The sequence below is a fragment of the Nocardia sp. CA-128927 genome, assembly GCF_050955855.1.
In the GTDB taxonomy this organism is placed as follows: domain Bacteria; phylum Actinomycetota; class Actinomycetes; order Mycobacteriales; family Mycobacteriaceae; genus Nocardia.
Genome location: NZ_CP192087.1, coordinates 2,548,960 through 2,564,858, shown reverse-complemented (window position 1 = coordinate 2,564,858; position 15,899 = coordinate 2,548,960). Strand labels below are relative to the sequence as shown.

At 67.2% G+C, this 15,899-nt stretch carries 18 protein-coding genes; 8 read left to right on the top strand and 10 right to left on the bottom strand.

The genetic code is table 11. The features are described 5' to 3' along the window. Positions 1-42: 42 nt before the first annotated feature. On the bottom strand, positions 43-690 hold the full coding sequence (locus tag ACQPW1_RS12145) for a mycothiol-dependent nitroreductase Rv2466c family protein (RefSeq protein WP_433662823.1): 648 nt from the start codon (positions 688-690) through the stop codon (positions 43-45). 262 nt (positions 691-952) lie between these two features. On the opposite strand from ACQPW1_RS12145, the gene ACQPW1_RS12140 reads away from it, so the two are divergent. The 4 genes from ACQPW1_RS12140 to ACQPW1_RS12125 all read left to right on the top strand — a co-directional run bounded on the left by ACQPW1_RS12140 (position 953) and on the right by ACQPW1_RS12125 (position 4,476). Next, positions 953-2,188, top strand: a complete 1,236-nt coding sequence (locus tag ACQPW1_RS12140) for an NAD(P)/FAD-dependent oxidoreductase (RefSeq protein WP_433662822.1) — start codon at positions 953-955, stop codon at positions 2,186-2,188. 99 nt (positions 2,189-2,287) lie between these two features. After that, positions 2,288-2,689, top strand: a complete 402-nt coding sequence (locus ACQPW1_RS12135) for a YciI family protein (RefSeq protein WP_433662821.1) — start codon at positions 2,288-2,290, stop codon at positions 2,687-2,689. Continuing rightward, a complete protein-coding gene (locus ACQPW1_RS12130; protein WP_433662820.1) occupies positions 2,686-3,930 on the top strand; it encodes an RNA polymerase sigma factor in 1,245 nt (414 codons plus the stop codon). The genes ACQPW1_RS12135 and ACQPW1_RS12130 overlap by 4 nt, the downstream gene beginning before the upstream one ends. A 66-nt stretch (positions 3,931-3,996) precedes the next feature. Further along, a complete protein-coding gene (locus ACQPW1_RS12125; RefSeq protein WP_433662819.1) occupies positions 3,997-4,476 on the top strand; it encodes an NUDIX domain-containing protein in 480 nt (159 codons plus the stop codon). Positions 4,477-4,479: 3 nt separating this feature from the next. Here the strand turns inward: ACQPW1_RS12125 and ACQPW1_RS12120 are convergent, their stop codons facing one another. After that, positions 4,480-5,316, bottom strand: a complete 837-nt coding sequence (locus tag ACQPW1_RS12120) for a phosphoribosylaminoimidazolesuccinocarboxamide synthase (RefSeq protein WP_433662818.1) — start codon at positions 5,314-5,316, stop codon at positions 4,480-4,482. A 126-nt stretch (positions 5,317-5,442) separates the two neighbouring features. Here ACQPW1_RS12120 and pepN point away from each other — a divergent pair, with 126 nt between their 5' ends. Beyond that, positions 5,443-8,022 (top strand): aminopeptidase N, encoded by a 2,580-nt coding sequence (gene pepN / locus ACQPW1_RS12115; protein WP_433662817.1) that lies wholly within the window; start codon positions 5,443-5,445, stop codon positions 8,020-8,022. An 87-nt stretch (positions 8,023-8,109) separates the two neighbouring features. Here pepN and ACQPW1_RS12110 read toward each other — a convergent pair whose 3' ends face one another. From ACQPW1_RS12110 to ACQPW1_RS12090, 5 genes are all read right to left on the bottom strand, one after another. After that, the gene (locus ACQPW1_RS12110) at positions 8,110-8,892 is read right to left on the bottom strand and encodes an NAD(P)H-binding protein (RefSeq protein ID WP_433665214.1); all 783 of its coding nucleotides are present in this window, start codon (positions 8,890-8,892) and stop codon (positions 8,110-8,112) included. A 189-nt stretch (positions 8,893-9,081) separates the two neighbouring features. Then, on the bottom strand, positions 9,082-9,546 hold the full coding sequence (locus ACQPW1_RS12105; RefSeq protein ID WP_433662816.1) for a DUF5130 domain-containing protein: 465 nt from the start codon (positions 9,544-9,546) through the stop codon (positions 9,082-9,084). Beyond that, positions 9,533-9,814 (bottom strand): aa3-type cytochrome oxidase subunit CtaJ, encoded by a 282-nt coding sequence (gene ctaJ / locus ACQPW1_RS12100; protein ID WP_433662815.1) that lies wholly within the window; start codon positions 9,812-9,814, stop codon positions 9,533-9,535. Before ctaJ ends, ACQPW1_RS12105 begins: the two co-directional genes overlap by 14 nt. Positions 9,815-9,894: 80 nt before the next feature. Beyond that, positions 9,895-11,496: a glycoside hydrolase family 13 protein gene (locus ACQPW1_RS12095; RefSeq protein ID WP_433662814.1), complete on the bottom strand. Its 1,602-nt coding sequence runs from the start codon at positions 11,494-11,496 to the stop codon at positions 9,895-9,897. Positions 11,497-11,630: 134 nt separating this feature from the next. Further along, complete coding sequence (locus ACQPW1_RS12090) at positions 11,631-12,059, bottom strand: globin (protein WP_433662813.1); 429 nt, start codon at positions 12,057-12,059, stop codon at positions 11,631-11,633. A gap of 232 nt (positions 12,060-12,291) precedes the next feature. Between ACQPW1_RS12090 and ACQPW1_RS12085 the strand changes: the two genes are divergently transcribed. Then, entirely contained in the window at positions 12,292-12,996 is a 705-nt protein-coding gene (locus tag ACQPW1_RS12085; protein ID WP_433662812.1) for an HNH endonuclease, read from the top strand. 1 nt (position 12,997) lies between these two features. Here ACQPW1_RS12085 and ACQPW1_RS12080 read toward each other — a convergent pair whose 3' ends face one another. Further along, on the bottom strand, positions 12,998-13,567 hold the full coding sequence (locus ACQPW1_RS12080) for a helix-turn-helix domain-containing protein (protein ID WP_433662811.1): 570 nt from the start codon (positions 13,565-13,567) through the stop codon (positions 12,998-13,000). 79 nt (positions 13,568-13,646) lie between these two features. On the opposite strand from ACQPW1_RS12080, the gene ACQPW1_RS12075 reads away from it, so the two are divergent. Next, positions 13,647-14,390: an AzlC family ABC transporter permease gene (locus tag ACQPW1_RS12075; RefSeq protein WP_433665213.1), complete on the top strand. Its 744-nt coding sequence runs from the start codon at positions 13,647-13,649 to the stop codon at positions 14,388-14,390. Continuing rightward, on the top strand, positions 14,387-14,698 hold the full coding sequence (locus tag ACQPW1_RS12070) for an AzlD domain-containing protein (protein ID WP_433662810.1): 312 nt from the start codon (positions 14,387-14,389) through the stop codon (positions 14,696-14,698). Before ACQPW1_RS12075 ends, ACQPW1_RS12070 begins: the two co-directional genes overlap by 4 nt. 28 nt (positions 14,699-14,726) lie before the next feature. Here the strand turns inward: ACQPW1_RS12070 and ACQPW1_RS12065 are convergent, their stop codons facing one another. Beyond that, a complete protein-coding gene (locus tag ACQPW1_RS12065; RefSeq protein ID WP_433662809.1) occupies positions 14,727-15,392 on the bottom strand; it encodes a hypothetical protein in 666 nt (221 codons plus the stop codon). 43 nt (positions 15,393-15,435) lie between these two features. Continuing rightward, positions 15,436-15,882, bottom strand: coding sequence for an acyl-CoA thioesterase (locus ACQPW1_RS12060; RefSeq protein WP_433665212.1), 447 nt, complete (start codon positions 15,880-15,882; stop codon positions 15,436-15,438). Positions 15,883-15,899: the final 17 nt, after the last annotated feature.

Below are 15,899 nucleotides of genomic sequence, written 5' to 3'. Positions count from 1 at the left end.
CCGAGTGCCGCGGGTGTCGAACCCCGCGGCACTCGGCGTCGATCAGTCGAACTCGGGATCTTCGGTGCGGGTGCGCTTGAGCTCGAAGAAGTGCGGGTAGTCCGCCAGCGTCACCGCAGCGTCCCACAGCTTGCCCGCCTGCTCACCGCGCGGGATCCGGGACAGCACCGGACCGAAGAACGCGGTGCCGTTGATGTGGATCGTCGGCGTGCCGACATCGGGGCCGACCTTGTCCATGCCCTCGTGGTGGCTCTTGCGCAGCGCCTCGTCGTACTCGGTGCTCTCGGCCGCCTTCGCCAGCTCGGCGGGCAGGCCCACCTCGGCGAGCGAATCGGCGATCACCGCGGTCAGGCTGTCCTTGCGAGATTCCCGCTCGTACTCGGCGCGACGGTTGTGGATGCGGGTGCCCATCGCGGTGTAGAGCGGCAGCAGCACCTTGTCGCCGTGCTCCTGCGCGGCGGCGATGGCGACGCGGACCGGACCCCAGCCGGTGGCCAGCAGTTCCTTGTACTGATCGGGCAGGCCCTCTTTGTCCTCGTTCAGCACCGACAGGCTCATCACGTGGAAGCGCGCCTCGATGTCGCGTACCTGCTCGACCTCCAGAATCCAGCGGGAGGTGATCCAGCACCAAGGGCACAGCGGATCGAACCAGAAATCGGCAACGTCTTTCGTGGAGCTCTGATCACTCACGACGGGTCCTCTCGAATCGCATGCTCGACGGGCGGCGCTCAGCCCCGCCGCTATACGGAACCAACCATGGCGGCGCTCGATTCGTTCCCATCCGGTGCTCGCGTTTTCCGGAGATGCCGCGGCCGGTCCCAGTAGGGTTTATCCGCAGGAGTCCCGGTTCATCTCTCGACAAGGAGTCCCCCGTGAGAGAGCGCAGCGAACGAACAAACAACACAGCTTCGGTCGAAGTCATGCCGGAGCTGAGCGTCAGCGAGGCGCAGGCATGAGTTCGGATCAGCGTTTCGTCATCGTCGGCGGCGGGCTAGCGGCGGCCAAACTTGCGGAAGCATTGCGCGCCAATGACTTTCCCGGATCGGTGACGCTGATCGGCTCGGAGGAATGGCTCCCCTACGAGCGACCACCGTTGTCCAAGGACCATCTGGCGGGCAAGAAACAACTCGCCGAATTCACCGTCCAACCGCGCCAGTGGTACCGCGATCACCGCGTCGAGGTCCGGGTCGGTACGACCGTCGAGGGGCTCGATCGGGCCGAGAAGACGATCTCGCTGCCGGACGGCTCCACGGTCTCCTACGACAAGCTGGCGCTGGCCACCGGATCGACCCCGCGCACCCTGCCGATCCCCGGTGCCGACGCACCCAACGTGTACACGCTGCGCAACATCGAGGACTCCGACACCCTGATCGAGTTCTTCGCCAGCGCCGCACAAAGCGTGGTGATCATCGGGGCAGGCTGGATCGGCATGGAGGTCGCGGCGGCGGCCCGGGCCGCGGACCTCGCGGTGACCATCGTCGAGACCGCCGAACATCCGCTGCTCGGCTCGCTCGGGCCGGAGATGGGCGAGGTGTTCGCCGAGCTGCATCGCTCGAACGGGGTCGATCTGCGTCTCGGCGCGAAGGTCAGCGAGATCACCACGGTCGAGGGGATCGGGACCCGGCTGGCCAACGGGGTGAAGCTCGAGGACGGCAGCGTGATCGAGGCGCAGGCGGTGCTGGTCGCGGTCGGTGCCAGCCCGAACATCGAACTGGCCGAGGATGCCGGGCTCGACGTCGACGGCGGCGTGCTGGTCGACGAACACCTGGCCACCAGCGACCCGGACATCGTCGCCGTCGGCGACATCGCCGAACAGCAGCATCCGTTGCTGGGCCGCCGAATTCGGGTGGAGCACTGGGCAAACGCGCTCAACCAGCCCGCCGTCGCGGCCGCGACCATGCTCGGCAAGGAAGCCAGTTACGACCGGCTGCCCTACTTCTTCACCGACCAGTACGACCTGGGCATGGAGTACACCGGCTACGCGGCACCCGGCGACTACGACCGGGTGGTGACCCGCGGCGATGTGGCGAAACGCGAGTTCGTCGCGTTCTGGCTCGACTCGGACAACCGGATCCTCGCGGGCATGAACGTGAACGTCTGGGACGTGACCGACCGGATCAAGGAACTGATCCTGGCGGGCGAACCGGTCGATCCGGAAGCACTGGCCGACACCTCGAAACCGTTGTGATGCAGGTCACTTCGACGATCGGCGAGATGTGTCGAAACGGCATGCTCGGTTCCGACCTCACCGCGAGAGCGCCACACAGGTAGCCGGAACGAGGACCCGATGAAATACATGCTGCTCAAGACCTACCGCACCCCCGCATTCTGCGACACACCGATCAACGAATGGTCCCCGCAAGAGATCCAGGCGCACATAGACTTCCAGCGCGCCCTCGGCGAGCAATTGGCCAAGTCGGGTGAGCTGGTAGACGCGCAAGGGCTCACCGGTCCGACCGAGGCCCGCATCGTCAGCTCCGACGGCCGCTCGGCGCCGGTGGTGACCGACGGACCGTTCCCGGAAACGAAAGAGTTCTTGGCCGGGTACTGGATCGTCGACGTGGAAAGCTCGGAACGGGCCTACGAGATCGCCGCGCACGCGTCGGCGGCACCGGGCCCGGGTGGTAAACCGATCGGCGAATACATCGAGGTACGGCCGGTGATGAGCGTCCCGGCCAGCGACCAGTGACCAACCGGCGAGTGGTGCCCGACGACACACCGCTCCCGGCGAGGGCCGAGGACCTGTTGCGCGAGTTGGCGCCACAGGTCCTCGGTGCGTTGGTCCGCCGGTTCGGCGATTTCGACACCGCCGAGGACGCACTCCAGGAGGCCATGCTCGCCGCGGCGACCCAGTGGCCGGTGGACGGGCTGCCGGACAACCCGCGCGGCTGGCTGATCCAGGTGGCGCAGCGCCGGATGGCCGACGCGGTGCGCGCCGAGGTGGCCCGGCGACGCAGGGAGACAACGGCCTTCGATCGCGAAGTACCCGACGCGCTGCCGGTCGACTACGACGACACCCTCGCCATGTTCTTCCTCTGCTGCCATCCCGCGCTGTCCTCGGCCAGCGCGATCGCGCTGACGTTGCGGGCGGTGGGCGGGCTGACCACGGCGGAGATCGCGCACGCGTTCCTGCTGCCGGAAGCGACCATGGCGCAACGGATCACGCGAGCCAAGAAGAAGCTGGCGACGCTCGACCGGCCGTTCGCGCGGCCCGGTGACACCGAATGGCATGCCCGGCTCGGGACCGTGCTGCACGTGCTGTATCTGATCTTCAACGAGGGCAGTACGAGCAACTCCGGCCCGGAGTTGCAACGCGCGGACGTATCCGGCGAGGCGATTCGGCTCGCCCGCGCGGTGCATCGGATGCTGCCCGACGACACCGAGGTCACCGGGCTGCTCGCCCTCATGCTGCTCACCGATTCCCGGCGGGCAGCTCGCACGGGCGACCGGGGTGAGCTGATCCCCCTCGCCGAGCAGAACCGCGCACTGTGGGACCGCGCGCAGATCACCGAGGGCATCACCCTGACGACGAGCACTCTCGCACAAGGACTTACCGGGCCCTACCAGATCCAGGCGGCCATCGCCGTGCTGCACGCGCAGGCAGGCAGCACCGAGGAAACCGAATGGACCAAGATCCTCGCCCTGTACGACCTGCTCGGAAAGCTCTCGGACAACCCGTTCGTCACCCTCAACCGCGCCGTCGCGATCGCGATGGTGCACGGACCCGAGGCCGGGCTGGAACTCGCCGCGACGCTGGACGATCAGCTGGCCGGCAACCATCGCCTCGACGCTGTCCGCGGCCATTTACACGAAATGGCAGGCGATTTCGACGCCGCCATCACCTGCTACACCACCGCCGCAGGCCGCACCCCCAGCGCGCCGGAAAACCACTATCTCACCCTCCGCGCCGCCCAGTTGCGTCATCGGTGAGTGGCACACGGCGGTTGCCGCAGCCATGTGTCACTCACCGATTGCGTCGTGGGGCAGACTGCGAGGGTGACGGATAAGACGAGTGCGGGGGTTTTGGTGTTTCGGCGCGGTGCGAGCGTCGAGGTGCTGATCGGGCATATGGGTGGGCCGTTCTTCGCCCGTAAGGACAACGGCGCGTGGTCCATCCCGAAGGGCGAGTACGAGCCGGAGCTGGAGGACGCGCGCGCGGCGGCCAGCCGGGAGTTCCACGAGGAGCTCGGACTGTTCGTGCCCGACGGTGAGTGGATTCCGCTCGGCGACGTGCGATACAGCAGCGGCAAGGGCAAGAAGACGCTGACCGTCTGGGCCGTCGAGGGCGATCTGGATCCGGCCGACGTGGTGCCCGGCACGTTCGAGATGGAGTGGCCGCCGCGCTCCGGGCGAATGGCCAGCTTCCCGGAGATCGACCGGGCCGAGTGGTTCGACATGGCCACCGCGCACGACAAGCTCGGCACGGGCCAGCGACCGTATCTGGACCGGCTGAACGACTACCTCAACGAGGCCTGACGGCTACTGCGGCACGCCGGTCCAGGCGCGGCCGGTGACGAGTTCGTAGGCCTCCACGTACTTCTGGCGGGTGGCCTCGACGATGTCGGCCGGAATCTCCGGGCCGGGGTACTCCTTGTTCCAGCCGGTGGAGGTCGACCAGTCGCGGACGAACTGCTTGTCGAAGGAGCGTTGCGCGCGGCCCGGTTCCCATTCGGCGGCGAGCCAGAAGCGGGACGAGTCGGAGGTGAGTACCTCGTCGCCGAGGGTGAGAGTGTCGCCGTCCCAGCCGAATTCGACCTTGGTGTCGGCGACGATCACACCGCGCTCGGCGGCGTGCGCCGCACCACGGGCGTAGACGTGCAGGGTCAGGTCGCGGAGCTGCTCGGCGACCTCGCGGCCCTCCTGGTTCACCACGTCGGCGAAGGTGATCGGCTCGTCGTGGCCCTCGGCGGCCTTGGTGGTCGGCGTGAAGATCGGCTCGGGCAGCTTGTCGCCCTCGCGCAGGCCGGGCGGCAGCACGACGCCGGACACCGAGCCTTCGCGCTGGTACTCCTTCAGCCCCGACCCGACCAGGTAGCCGCGGGCGATGCATTCGACCTGCACCATCTTCAGCGGCTTGACCCGGATGCCGCGACCGGCGAACTCGGCGGGCACGTCGGTGGCGGAGACCACGTGGTTGGGCACGTCGGTGAAGTAGTCGAACCACCAGTTGGACAGCTGGGTCAGCAGTGCGCCCTTGTCCGGGATCGGCGTCGGCAGCACCACGTCGTAGACCGAAACCCGATCGGACGCGACGAGCAGCAGGGTATCGCCGTCCTCGTAGAGGTCGCGCACCTTGCCGGCGTGCACATGCTTCACTCCGCAGCTCCGATCCTGGATAGGGTTCTAGGGCAGTCTTCAACAAAAAACTCCCGCGCGGGCAACCTTACCCAGGTGGCATCGTGGGGAACGCCCGAGCTAGTTCTTCGAACCCGAAGGAGCCCTATGTCCGCACCCAACCTGACTCGCGACCAGGCGATCGAACGCGCATCGACAGTGACGGTCGATAACTACCGCATCGACCTGGACCTGACCGACGGTGCGGGCAAACCGGGCGAGCAGACCTTCTTCTCCCGCAGCACGGTCACCTTCACGGCGACACCGGGCGCGAGCACCTTCATCGACCTGGTGGCGGGCAGCGTGCGTTCGGCGGTGCTCAACGGCACCGCGCTGGACGTCTCCGGCTACGACGAGTCCACCGGGATCGCGCTGCCCGACCTGGCCGCGACCAACGAGCTGGTCGTCGAGGTCGACTGCGTGTACTCACACACCGGTGAGGGTCTGCACCGCTTCGTCGACCCGACCGACGACTCGGTCTACCTGTACTCGCAGTTCGAAACCGCCGATGCCAAGCGGATGTTCGCCTGCTTCGATCAGCCGGACCTGAAGGCCACCTTCGACATCAGCGTCACGGCGGCGCCGGACTGGCAGGTCATCTCCAACAGCGCGGTCGTGGAAACCCTTGCGGCGGAACCGGGTAAGCACGTCTTCCGCACCACGCCGAAGATGAGCACCTACCTGGTCGCGCTCATCGCGGGCCCATACGCGCAGTGGACCGACGTCTACACCGACGACCACGGCAGCATCCCGCTCGGCATCTACTGCCGCGCCTCGCTGGCCGAGCACATGGACGCCGAGCGGCTGTTCACCGAGACCAAGCAGGGATTCGGCTTCTACCACAGCAAGTTCGGCGTGCCGTACGCGTTCGGCAAGTACGACCAGCTGTTCGTGCCGGAGTTCAACGCGGGCGCGATGGAGAACGCGGGCGCGGTGACCTACCTGGAGGACTACGTCTTCCGGTCCAAGGTGACCCGCGCGTCCTACGAGCGTCGCGCCGAGACCGTGCTGCACGAGATGGCGCACATGTGGTTCGGCGACCTGGTCACCATGAAGTGGTGGGACGACCTGTGGTTGAACGAGTCGTTCGCCACCTTCGCCTCGGTGCTGTGCCAGGCCGAGGCGACCGAATACACCAGTGCCTGGACCACTTTCGCGAATGCGGAGAAGTCCTGGGCGTACCAGCAGGACCAGCTGCCGTCCACCCACCCGATCGCCGCGGACATCCCTGATCTGGCCGCGGTCGAGGTGAACTTCGACGGCATCACCTACGCCAAGGGTGCGAGCGTGCTCAAGCAGCTCGTCGCCTACGTGGGCCTGGAGCCGTTCCTGGCCGGTCTGCGGGCCTACTTCGCCGATCACGCCTACGGCAACGCCACCTTCGACGATCTGCTCGCCGCGCTCGAAAAGTCTTCCGGCCGTGACCTTTCCGACTGGGGCACGCAGTGGCTGAAGACCACCGGCCTGAACACCCTGCGGCCGGACTTCGCGGTCGACGGCGACGGCAAGTTCACCTCGTTCGCCGTGCTCCAGGGCGGTGCCGAGCCGGGCGCCGGTGAGCGTCGCGTACATCGGCTCGCCATCGGCGTCTACGACGACCAGGACGGAAAGCTGGTGCGTACCAAGCGCATCGAGCTCGATGTGCAGGCCGCCGAGCGCACCGAGGTGCCCGAACTGGTGGGCGTCGCACGCGGGAAGTTCGTGCTGATCAACGATGACGACCTGACCTACTGCTCGGTGCGCCTCGACGCCGACTCGCTGGACGTGCTGGTCAACCGGATCGCCGATATCGCCGAGCCGCTGCCGCGCACCCTCGCCTGGTCGGCGGCCTGGGAGATGACCCGCCAGGCCGAGTTCCGGGCCCGCGATTTCGTGGCCCTGGTCCAAGCGGGTGTCGGCGCGGAATCGGAAATCGGTGTGGTGCAACGACTCCTGATGCAGGCGAACCTCTCGCTGCGCAGCTACGCCGACCCGGAGTGGGCGGCGAACACCGGCTGGACCGTGTACGCGGACCGGCTGCTGGAGCTCGCCCGCGAGGCCGAGGCGGGCTCGGACCACCAGCTGGCCTTCGTCGACGCGCTCACCACCGCCAAACTGTCCGCCTGGCACACCGAGGTGCTGCGCGAGCTGATCGACGGTGACCCGGCCAAGGTCGGCCTGACCGGACTCGCGATCGACGCCGACCTGCGCTGGCGCATCGTGATCGCGCTGGCTGCGGCGGGCGAGATCGACGCCGACGGCCTCGAAACCCCGTTCATCGACCAGGAACTCGCCAACGATCCGACCGCGGCGGGCAGGCGGCACGCCGCGACCGCCGCGACCGCCCGCCCGCAGGCGGACGTCAAGGAACAGGCGTGGGCCAAGGTGGTGGAGGACGACACCATCTCCAACATCACCACCCGTGCGATCGTCGCGGGCTTCGCCCCGGCAAGCCAGGGCGCGCTGCTGGCGCCCTTTGTGGATCGCTACTTCGCGGCGGTCCCCGGCGTGTGGGAGCGGCGCTCCAGCGAGGTCGCACAGACCGTGGTCGTCGGCCTCTACCCGGGATGGGCGATCAGTGACGACGCCGTCGCGCTCGCCGACAAGTTCCTCGCCGGCGACCACCCACCGGCCTTGCGCCGCTTGGTGGTCGAGGGTAAGGCGGGCGTCGAACGTGCCCTGCGCGCAAGGGCTTACGACGGGCAGTAAACGACGATGTAGACCCGGCCGAAGGCGACCTTCATCCCCGGAGACGGGGCGAAGGTCGCCTTCGGTCATGTCTGCGGCGTGCCGGAATCAGCGGAACAGGTCGGTGTTCGCCGCAGCCCACTGGGCGAAGGTGGTGGCGGGTGCGCCGGTGAGGTCGGCGACGGTGGTGGTCGGTTCGGGCTCCCAGCCCACCATCGAGCCGGTGGCCTCCACGTACCACTCGGCGGTGTCCATGGTTCGCGCGAAGATCTCGATGGCTTCGTCGGTGGAGACCTGCCGGACGGTCAGTGTGCGGCCGAGGGCCGTGCCGATTTGGTGGATGCGGTCGGCCCGAGTGAGTGCTTCCGGGCCGGTGATTTGGTAGGTCTGTCCGCTATGCCCTTCGGAGAGTAGGACTTTCGCCGCGACGCGGGCGATGTCGTCCATGGTGATCGGGGTGCTCCGCACCTCCGGGTACGGGTCGCGGATCTCGTCGGACGCGCGGATCTGCTCGGTCCACACCGTCGCGTTTTCCTGGAAGTCACCGGTGAACAGGTGGGTCCAGTCGAGGCCGGAGTTCTCCACCGCCTCCGCGATCGGCGTCCAGTGCGCCTCGCCGGACAGATCCACGATCTGCTTGATGCCCGCCTGCTTGGCCAGCGAGACGACCTCGTCGATGGTCTCCAGCATCGGCGCGAGATACATCCGGTCCACCCCCTCGAACGCGGCGGGCAGCGACGAGACCCGGCCCAGGTAACCCTTGACGATTTCGACGCCTGCGGGCAGCGCGGCCCGCTCCGGCTTGTTGGTCAGTGCTTTGACATCCTCGGCTCCCCCTGCGAGCAAATGGTCGACGACCATACGTCCGATGTTCCCGGTGGCTCCTGTCACAAGAATCTTCACCCGACCACCGTGCGCGAGTCACGCCATCGCCAGCAACCCCCAAATGTGGTGCTAGCGAACAGAAAAATTTCCGTATCTGGCCGAGTAGGTCCCCGCAAACGCCACCGGCGCGCTCACCCGTTCGGGGTGAGCGCGCCGGTGGCATTGCTCGTGACTCCGCCGCAAGGGCGGAAGGTGTCAGCGGCCGATCGCGGCGGCCATCACACGGACCGCGGAAACCAGTCCGTCGATCAGCTGGCCCTGCCGGAACGAGCTGGACGCGGCGGTGACGCCGAGCTGGCAGACCCGATCGTTCGCGCGGTCGGCGACGTCGCGGCCGGAGCGCACCTCGATCGCCTTGTCGTTGGGCGAGACGGCGATGAGCACCGAACGCGTCGCCTCGGGCGTCGACGGGAAGATCGCGTCCGCACCGGCGGCCGGATCGGCGCCGAGATCGCCGATGTAGACGTTGAACCGCACCTTGGTCGCGCGGGTGGCCTCGGTGAGCACGTTGTCCATGGCGAGGCGCTCGTCATCGCTGAACGGGGCCTCCTTGAACACGTCGCCCGCCTCGTGCACGCCCGAGACGCGTCCGCTGGTGGTCACCACGTACCCGTGCGGCAGGTCGGCTTCGACCACCGCGGGCCAATTAGAACTTGCCACTTGCCCGGCCTCCGATCAGCTCCACCTTGGTGGCCTCGATCGCCGCATGATGACCATGCGACGACTCGGCCGAATCGTGATGACCGGTCGAGGTCACCTCGTCGGTCGCACTCCACAGCACCGGCGCCGCCGTCCACTGCTGACCGAGGTCGTAGTGGACAGGCTTCTCACCTGCGTATGGCTTACCGAGATATGACAATCCGGCGATCGCGCCGTAAATCACCAGCGGGATGCCGAGGAAGACCAGCACTGTCTCGAGAATGCTCACGGACCAACGGTAGACGATGCTGTGTAGTAGTTCCTCTTCTGGTCATGCCGAATGTGCTTCGTGTCGAGTTCGGCGGGCCGTCAGACCAGCCAGGCGGTGGCGTTCGGCGGCAGCTGACCGCCCTCCAGCGGGGCGCTGGCCAGCAGCACATCGCCGGGCGGGAGCTGGGTCGGCGCCTGCGACGCGTTCAGCACACAGACCAGACCGCCCTCGCGACGGAAGGCGAGACAGCCGGGCGGGCTGCCGTACCACTCGACCCGGTCGCCGCTGAATTCCGGTCGCAGGCCACGCAATTCGATGGCCATCCGGTACAGCGAGAGGGTGGAGCCGAGCTCCTCGAGTTGCGCTTCGACGGTGCGGCCGGCCCAGTCGGCGGGCATCGGCAGCCAGGGTTTGCCGGTGGTGAATCCGAACGGCGGCGCGGTGCCCTCCCACGGGATCGGCACCCGGCAGCCGTCGCGGCCGCGTTCGGTGTGTCCGGAGCGTTCCCAGGCCGGGTCCTGCAGTACCTCGTCGGGTAGGTCGTCCACGTTGGGCAGGCCCAATTCGGCGCCGTTGTAGATGAATACCGAGCCGGGCAGTGCCAGCTCGAGCAGCATCATGGCGCGGGCCCGGTCCACGCCCGCCGCGCCGCCGCCGTAGCGGGTGACTTCGCGCTTGATGTCGTGGTTGGACAGGGTCCAGGTGGGTGCGGCGGCGACCGGTGCGACCGCGGCGAGGGAGTTGTCGATCGCCGCGCGCACGTCGTCGGCGTCGAAATCGGTTTGGGCCAACCGGAAGTTGAAGGCCAGGTGCAGTTCGTCGGGGCGCAGGTACTCGCCGAACCGGACGTTGTCGTTGACCCACACCTCGCCGATGGACACCGCGTCCGGGTAGTCGTCGAGCACCTTGCGGATGCGGCGGTGGATCTCGTGCACGGCGGGGTTGTTGAAGCGCAGGTCGTCGTCGTCATTGGCGAGCAGGGCGGTCTTGACCACCGCCATGTCCGGCAGCCCCTCGGGCTTCGCCATGCCGTGTGCCACGTCGAGGCGGAATCCGTCCACCCCGCGATCGAGCCAGAACCGCAGCGTCTTCTCGAAATCAGCGGCGACCTCGGGGTTTTCCCAGTTCAGGTCGGGCTGTTCGGGGGCGAAGATATGCAGGTACCACTGGCCCGGCGTGCCGTCGGGTTCGGTGACCCTGGTCCAGGCGGGACCGCCGAAGATGCTCGGCCAGTTGTTCGGTGGCGCGTCGCCGCCGGGGCCGCGACCGTCGCGGAAGAGGTAGCGGGCGCGTTCCGGGCTGCCCGGACCGGCTTCCAGGGCCGCGAGGAACCAGGCATGTTCGCTGCTGGTGTGGTTCGGCACCAGGTCCATCGTGATCTTGATGTGCCGGTAGTGCGCCTCGGCGATCAGTTCGTCCATCGCGGCGAGTCCGCCGAAGAGCGGGTCGATATCGCGGGGATCGGCGACGTCGTAGCCACCGTCGGCCATCGGTGACGTCATCACCGGACAGACCCACAGGGCGTCGACGCCGAGCAGCTCGAGATAGCCGAGCTTCTCTCGGACGCCGCCGAGGTCACCTACTCCGTCGCCGTCGGAATCCGCGAAGGATCTGGGATAAACCTGGTAGAACACGGCCGACCGCCACCATGGTTGCGTGGTGCGATCCACCGGCACCAGTACGGCGGGTGTATCAGTCACAAACGTAATAGTGCCAAAGTTTTGCGGCAAAAACCCTTAGGCGGAGCACCTATCTCAACTTCGGGCAAATCACCAGCGTCCGATCGGACGCGCCGAAAACCCTCCGCACGACTCGGTTCTCGAGCCAAACGCCCTCACCAGGGGGCGTTCATCAGCGAATTCGCCGCCATCTCCAGGTAGTCCAGCAGGGCCTTGCGATGTTCGTCATCGAGTAGCTCTGGCTCGATCTCCGCTACGGCGATTCGCATGCAACGCAACCACGCGTCGCGCTCCAGCGGACCGATGGTGAACGGGTTGTGCCGCATCCGCAGCCGCGGGTGGCCGCGCTCCTCGCCGTAGGTGCGCGGGCCGCCCCAGTACTGCTCGAGGAACATGCGCAGCCTGCGCTCGGCCGGGCCGAGATCCTCCTCGGGGTAGAGCGGGCGTAGCACCTCGTCGGTCGCCACCTCGCGGTAGAACGCCGCGACGATCCGCCGGAACGTCTCCGCCCCGCCGACCGCCTCGTAGAACGACGCTGTCGCCTGCTCTGCCGAAGCCGCTGCTGTCTGCTCGCCCGAAGTCATAAACCCTCTCGATTCGCTGGATGCGCCGACGTCCATTGTGCCCGCGCTCGGCATCGACAGCCCACATCACGGTTTTCCCGGGCACCAAATCGCGGACCGGCGGCTCTTCAGCCACAGTTAACCGGACATTGTTGAAAATCACCGTGCAATAGCCGTCGTTCCATGGTCAACTGGGTGGCAATCTCTGCCGAGCTAACAGCATGATCCTGCCAATCATGAAATTGAGGTCCAGATGAAGCAGCGGCACAGCGCCAGATCACACGAGGCGCGGACACACCGACAACTCCAGCCCGCCGACGTCCACAATCGTGGCTCGGGGGCTACTCCGCTGCATATCCTGTCCGATCATTATCCGGGCGCGCATCACGGTCATCCCGATCATGCGCACCGCTCCGCACCGCCGCACAGTGAGACTCCGAGCTGGTTGAAGCGCCGGGTGCTGCTTCTCAACGCCACCTACGAGCCGCTTACCGCTCTGTCCGCGCGCCGCGCGATCGTCTTACTCATCTGCGATAAAGCCGACACCGTCCATCACGACGCCGAAGGCCCGGTAGTCCATTCCGCCGAAGCCGCCGTCGCCATTCCCTCGGTGATCCGCCTGCGCACCTACGTGCACGTTCCCTATCGGGCCCGCGTCCCGATGACCCGCGCCGCCCTCATGCACCGCGACCGCTATCGCTGCGGTTATTGCGGCGGCAAGGCGGAGACCATCGACCATGTCATTCCGCGCAGCCGAGGCGGCGAGCACTCCTGGGAGAACTGCGTCGCCAGCTGCGCGCCGTGTAATCACCGCAAGGCGGACAAGATGTTGAGCGAGCTGGGCTGGACCCTGCGCTCACCGCTGGTCTCGCCGAAGGGGCCGCACTGGCGGCTGCTGTCCACGTCGGCCGATCTGGATCCGGTGTGGTTGCAGTACCTCGGTGAAGGCGCCGCCTGACTCACGTGTATTCGATCACCAGGGTTGCCCAGGTAGCGGGCTCCAGGGCCTCGAAGACGTGTGGGAGATCGCCCGGGTAGGAGATGTAGTCGCCCGGGCCCAGTTCGACGGGTTCGTCGATCAAACCGACCTTGGCGCGCCCGCTGGCGAGTAGGACGTGCTCGAATACGCCGGGGATGTGTGGTTCCGAGCGGCGTGCGTGGCCCGGTTCGGCGGTGATGCGGAACAGGTCGCGGCGGGAGTTCGGCGGGCTGGCCGCCAGCAGAGTCGCGCGGTAATCGGATTCCGCGGCGGCAACGACCGGCCCCTCCCCCGCGCGGATCACCTGGACGGCGGGGCGTGGTGGATCGAGCAGGCCGGAGAAGGGCATGTCCAGTGCGACGCACAGTGCCCAGAGGGTCTCCAGGCTCGGGTTGCCGGTGCCCGATTCCAGTTGGGAGAGGGTGGATTTCGCGATGCCCGCGCGGTGTGCGACCTCGGTGAGCGAGAGACCGGCGCGGGTGCGTTCCCGGCGCAAGGCAGCGGCGATCACCGCCTGGGGTGTGCCCGTCGTCGAGTCCTGCTGTGCCACTTGTCCTCCCATTGTGTGGTTGACCACCCAACAGAAAACCATATTGACGGATCAGGTCATCGTGTTCACTATAAGCTACATGCGTTCGATATGGCGAACACTCGGGCGGGATACGTTCTCGGGGATCGTGGCGGTGTGCCTGGCGGTGTTTGTGATCGGGGTGTCCTACGGGGCGACCGCGGTCACCACCGGCCTGCCTGCTTGGCTGCCCATAGTGCTCGGCGTTGTGGTGCTCGCCGGGGGTGCGGAGTTCTTGTTCATCGGGATCATCGCAGCGGGTGGTAGTCCGATCGCGGCTCTGCTTGCCGGTCTGGTGGTGAATGCTCGGCATCTGCCTTACGGGTTGTCGGTGCCGGAGGTGGTCGGTACCGGGTGGCGGCGGTTTCTCGGGGTGCATCTGATGAACGACGAGTCGGTGGCGATGTCGCTGGCTCAGTCCACTGTCGAACGTAGACGAGCTGCGTACTGGGCCTGCGGGTTCGGGGTGCTGCTCGCCTGGCCCGGAGGTGCTGTGCTCGGGGTGCTGATCGGGACCTTTGCGCCGGATACCGCCGCGTTCGGCTTGGATGCCGTGTTCCCGGCGGTGTTGCTTGCGTTGATCGTTCCGGCGTTGCGGGACATGGCGACACTGCGCGCGGCCTTGGTCGGTGCCGTTGCCGCTGTCGCCAGTGCGCCGTTCTTACCCGCGGGAATGCCTGTGCTGGTAGCCCTTTCGGGACTTCTGGTAGTTGGGCGGGATCGACGCAATTCAGATTCGGAACCTGTTGTACCAGCGGCAGTTACGCGTTGCGAGCTGAGCACTGTCGAATCAGGTGCCGAATGATATTGGTCGCCAGCATGATCGCCCTCGCCTTGGGCACCTATGCATTTCGCTGGTCCGGGCCAGCGCTACGTGACCGTATTCGCTTCCCCGCCCGCACAATTCGCTTGCTGGAAGTCGGGGCCGTCGTTCTGATCGCCGCATTGGTGGCCGTGACCACCCTGCCGACCGCCTCCGGCGAATTCGGATTCGCCCTCCCCGCAGGCGTTCTCATCGCCGCCGTCTTGGCCTGGCGCAAACAACCCATCCTCGTGGTGATCCTCGCCGCCGCCGCAACCACCGCCCTGCTGCGCCTGCTCGGGCTCCCCTGATCCCAACAGCCGCGTTATGGCGACGGGGTCAGGTTGGGGAGAGGGAGATGCTGCCGCCTAGGCGGCGGGCTACCGAGCCGTAGCGGGCGTCGATGCGGAGCCAGGTTTTGGTGGCGCGGACTCGGACGATCTCGGTGGGGAGGATGCGGCGGGAGTCGGCCTTGTCGCCGGAGTGCGGGATGAAATCCATTGCGGTGAGGGCGAAGACGACGCGCATCGGGACCTGCACCTGGGTGTCGGCGCCGGAGACGGTCAGCACGGTTTGGTCGAGCAGGGAGGCCGGCGGGCCGTGGCTGCTGCCGTGCTCCTTGGCCAATTGCGCGCCCTGCTCGGCGAGTTCGACCAGGGTGCGGGCGGGCACATCGTCGATGTGCGCGAACCCGTCCACCGGAGGCAGCGCGCCGCGCCAGGCGGAATCCATCGAGTAACCGAGGTCGATGGGGAGGCCGGAGCCGAGACCAGCCAGCACCATGTCGGCGCCGACGGTGACATCGTCGACGCCCAGCTCACCGACGATGGTGCGCACCGCGAGCGCCTCGAAACCCGTTGCCACCCAGGCGGAGACGTACTGCTCCCCGCGGCGGCGGATACGTACCACCGCCGCGGGGTCCAGCCGCACCGCCCGAGTCAGGAACGTCGCGAGGTTCTCTCGCTCCGCCGGATCGGACACGTGCAATACGCGTTGTTCTGCCATCACGGCTGTGCTGCCGTTCTCGACCAGTTGCTACCGATGCGGATCAGTCCAGCCACTCGGCCAGATAGTCGCGTTCGGCAGTGGTGAGCCTGCGCAACCGCTGCGCACTCATGTCGAACGCGGCGATCTGGGTGGAGGCGGTCACCGCGGCGGGCGAGTCCGGTGCCGCACCGGCGGCCCGTACCTCGTAGCCGATGGTGAAGTCGACCGCCCGCAGCTGTTGAATCCACATCGCGATATCGAGCGGTGTGTCCTCGTGCCGGAGCTGACCGCGGTAACGCACCCGCAGGTCGGCCAGCACGCAGCCGGTTCCCAGGGCGGCTGTCGGCCGACCGGGCTCGAGCAGCCACGGGATGCGCGCCTCCTCCAGCAGGGTCACCATGCGGGCATGGTTCACATGCTGGAAAGCATCCATGTCCGACCATCTGACCTCTACCTGGGTGTGAAAACGCTTGGGCAGCACGACATTGCCACCCTGCGCAGCATTCAGACCCTGGGCGTCCGGCA

Excerpts from the sequence above, each read along its gene's own strand:
- ACQPW1_RS12075 (WP_433665213.1), top strand. The coding sequence starts at position 13,647 with ATGCGTTCGATATGGCGAACACTCGGGCGGGATACGTTCTCGGGGATC.
- ACQPW1_RS12090 (WP_433662813.1), bottom strand. The coding sequence starts at position 12,059 with ATGACTTCGGGCGAGCAGACAGCAGCGGCTTCGGCAGAGCAGGCGACA.
- ACQPW1_RS12065 (WP_433662809.1), bottom strand. The coding sequence starts at position 15,392 with ATGGCAGAACAACGCGTATTGCACGTGTCCGATCCGGCGGAGCGAGAG.
- ACQPW1_RS12070 (WP_433662810.1), top strand. The coding sequence starts at position 14,387 with ATGATATTGGTCGCCAGCATGATCGCCCTCGCCTTGGGCACCTATGCA.
- pepN (WP_433662817.1), top strand. The coding sequence starts at position 5,443 with ATGTCCGCACCCAACCTGACTCGCGACCAGGCGATCGAACGCGCATCG.
- ACQPW1_RS12135 (WP_433662821.1), top strand. The coding sequence starts at position 2,288 with ATGAAATACATGCTGCTCAAGACCTACCGCACCCCCGCATTCTGCGAC.
- ACQPW1_RS12085 (WP_433662812.1), top strand. The coding sequence starts at position 12,292 with ATGAAGCAGCGGCACAGCGCCAGATCACACGAGGCGCGGACACACCGA.
- ACQPW1_RS12140 (WP_433662822.1), top strand. The coding sequence starts at position 953 with ATGAGTTCGGATCAGCGTTTCGTCATCGTCGGCGGCGGGCTAGCGGCG.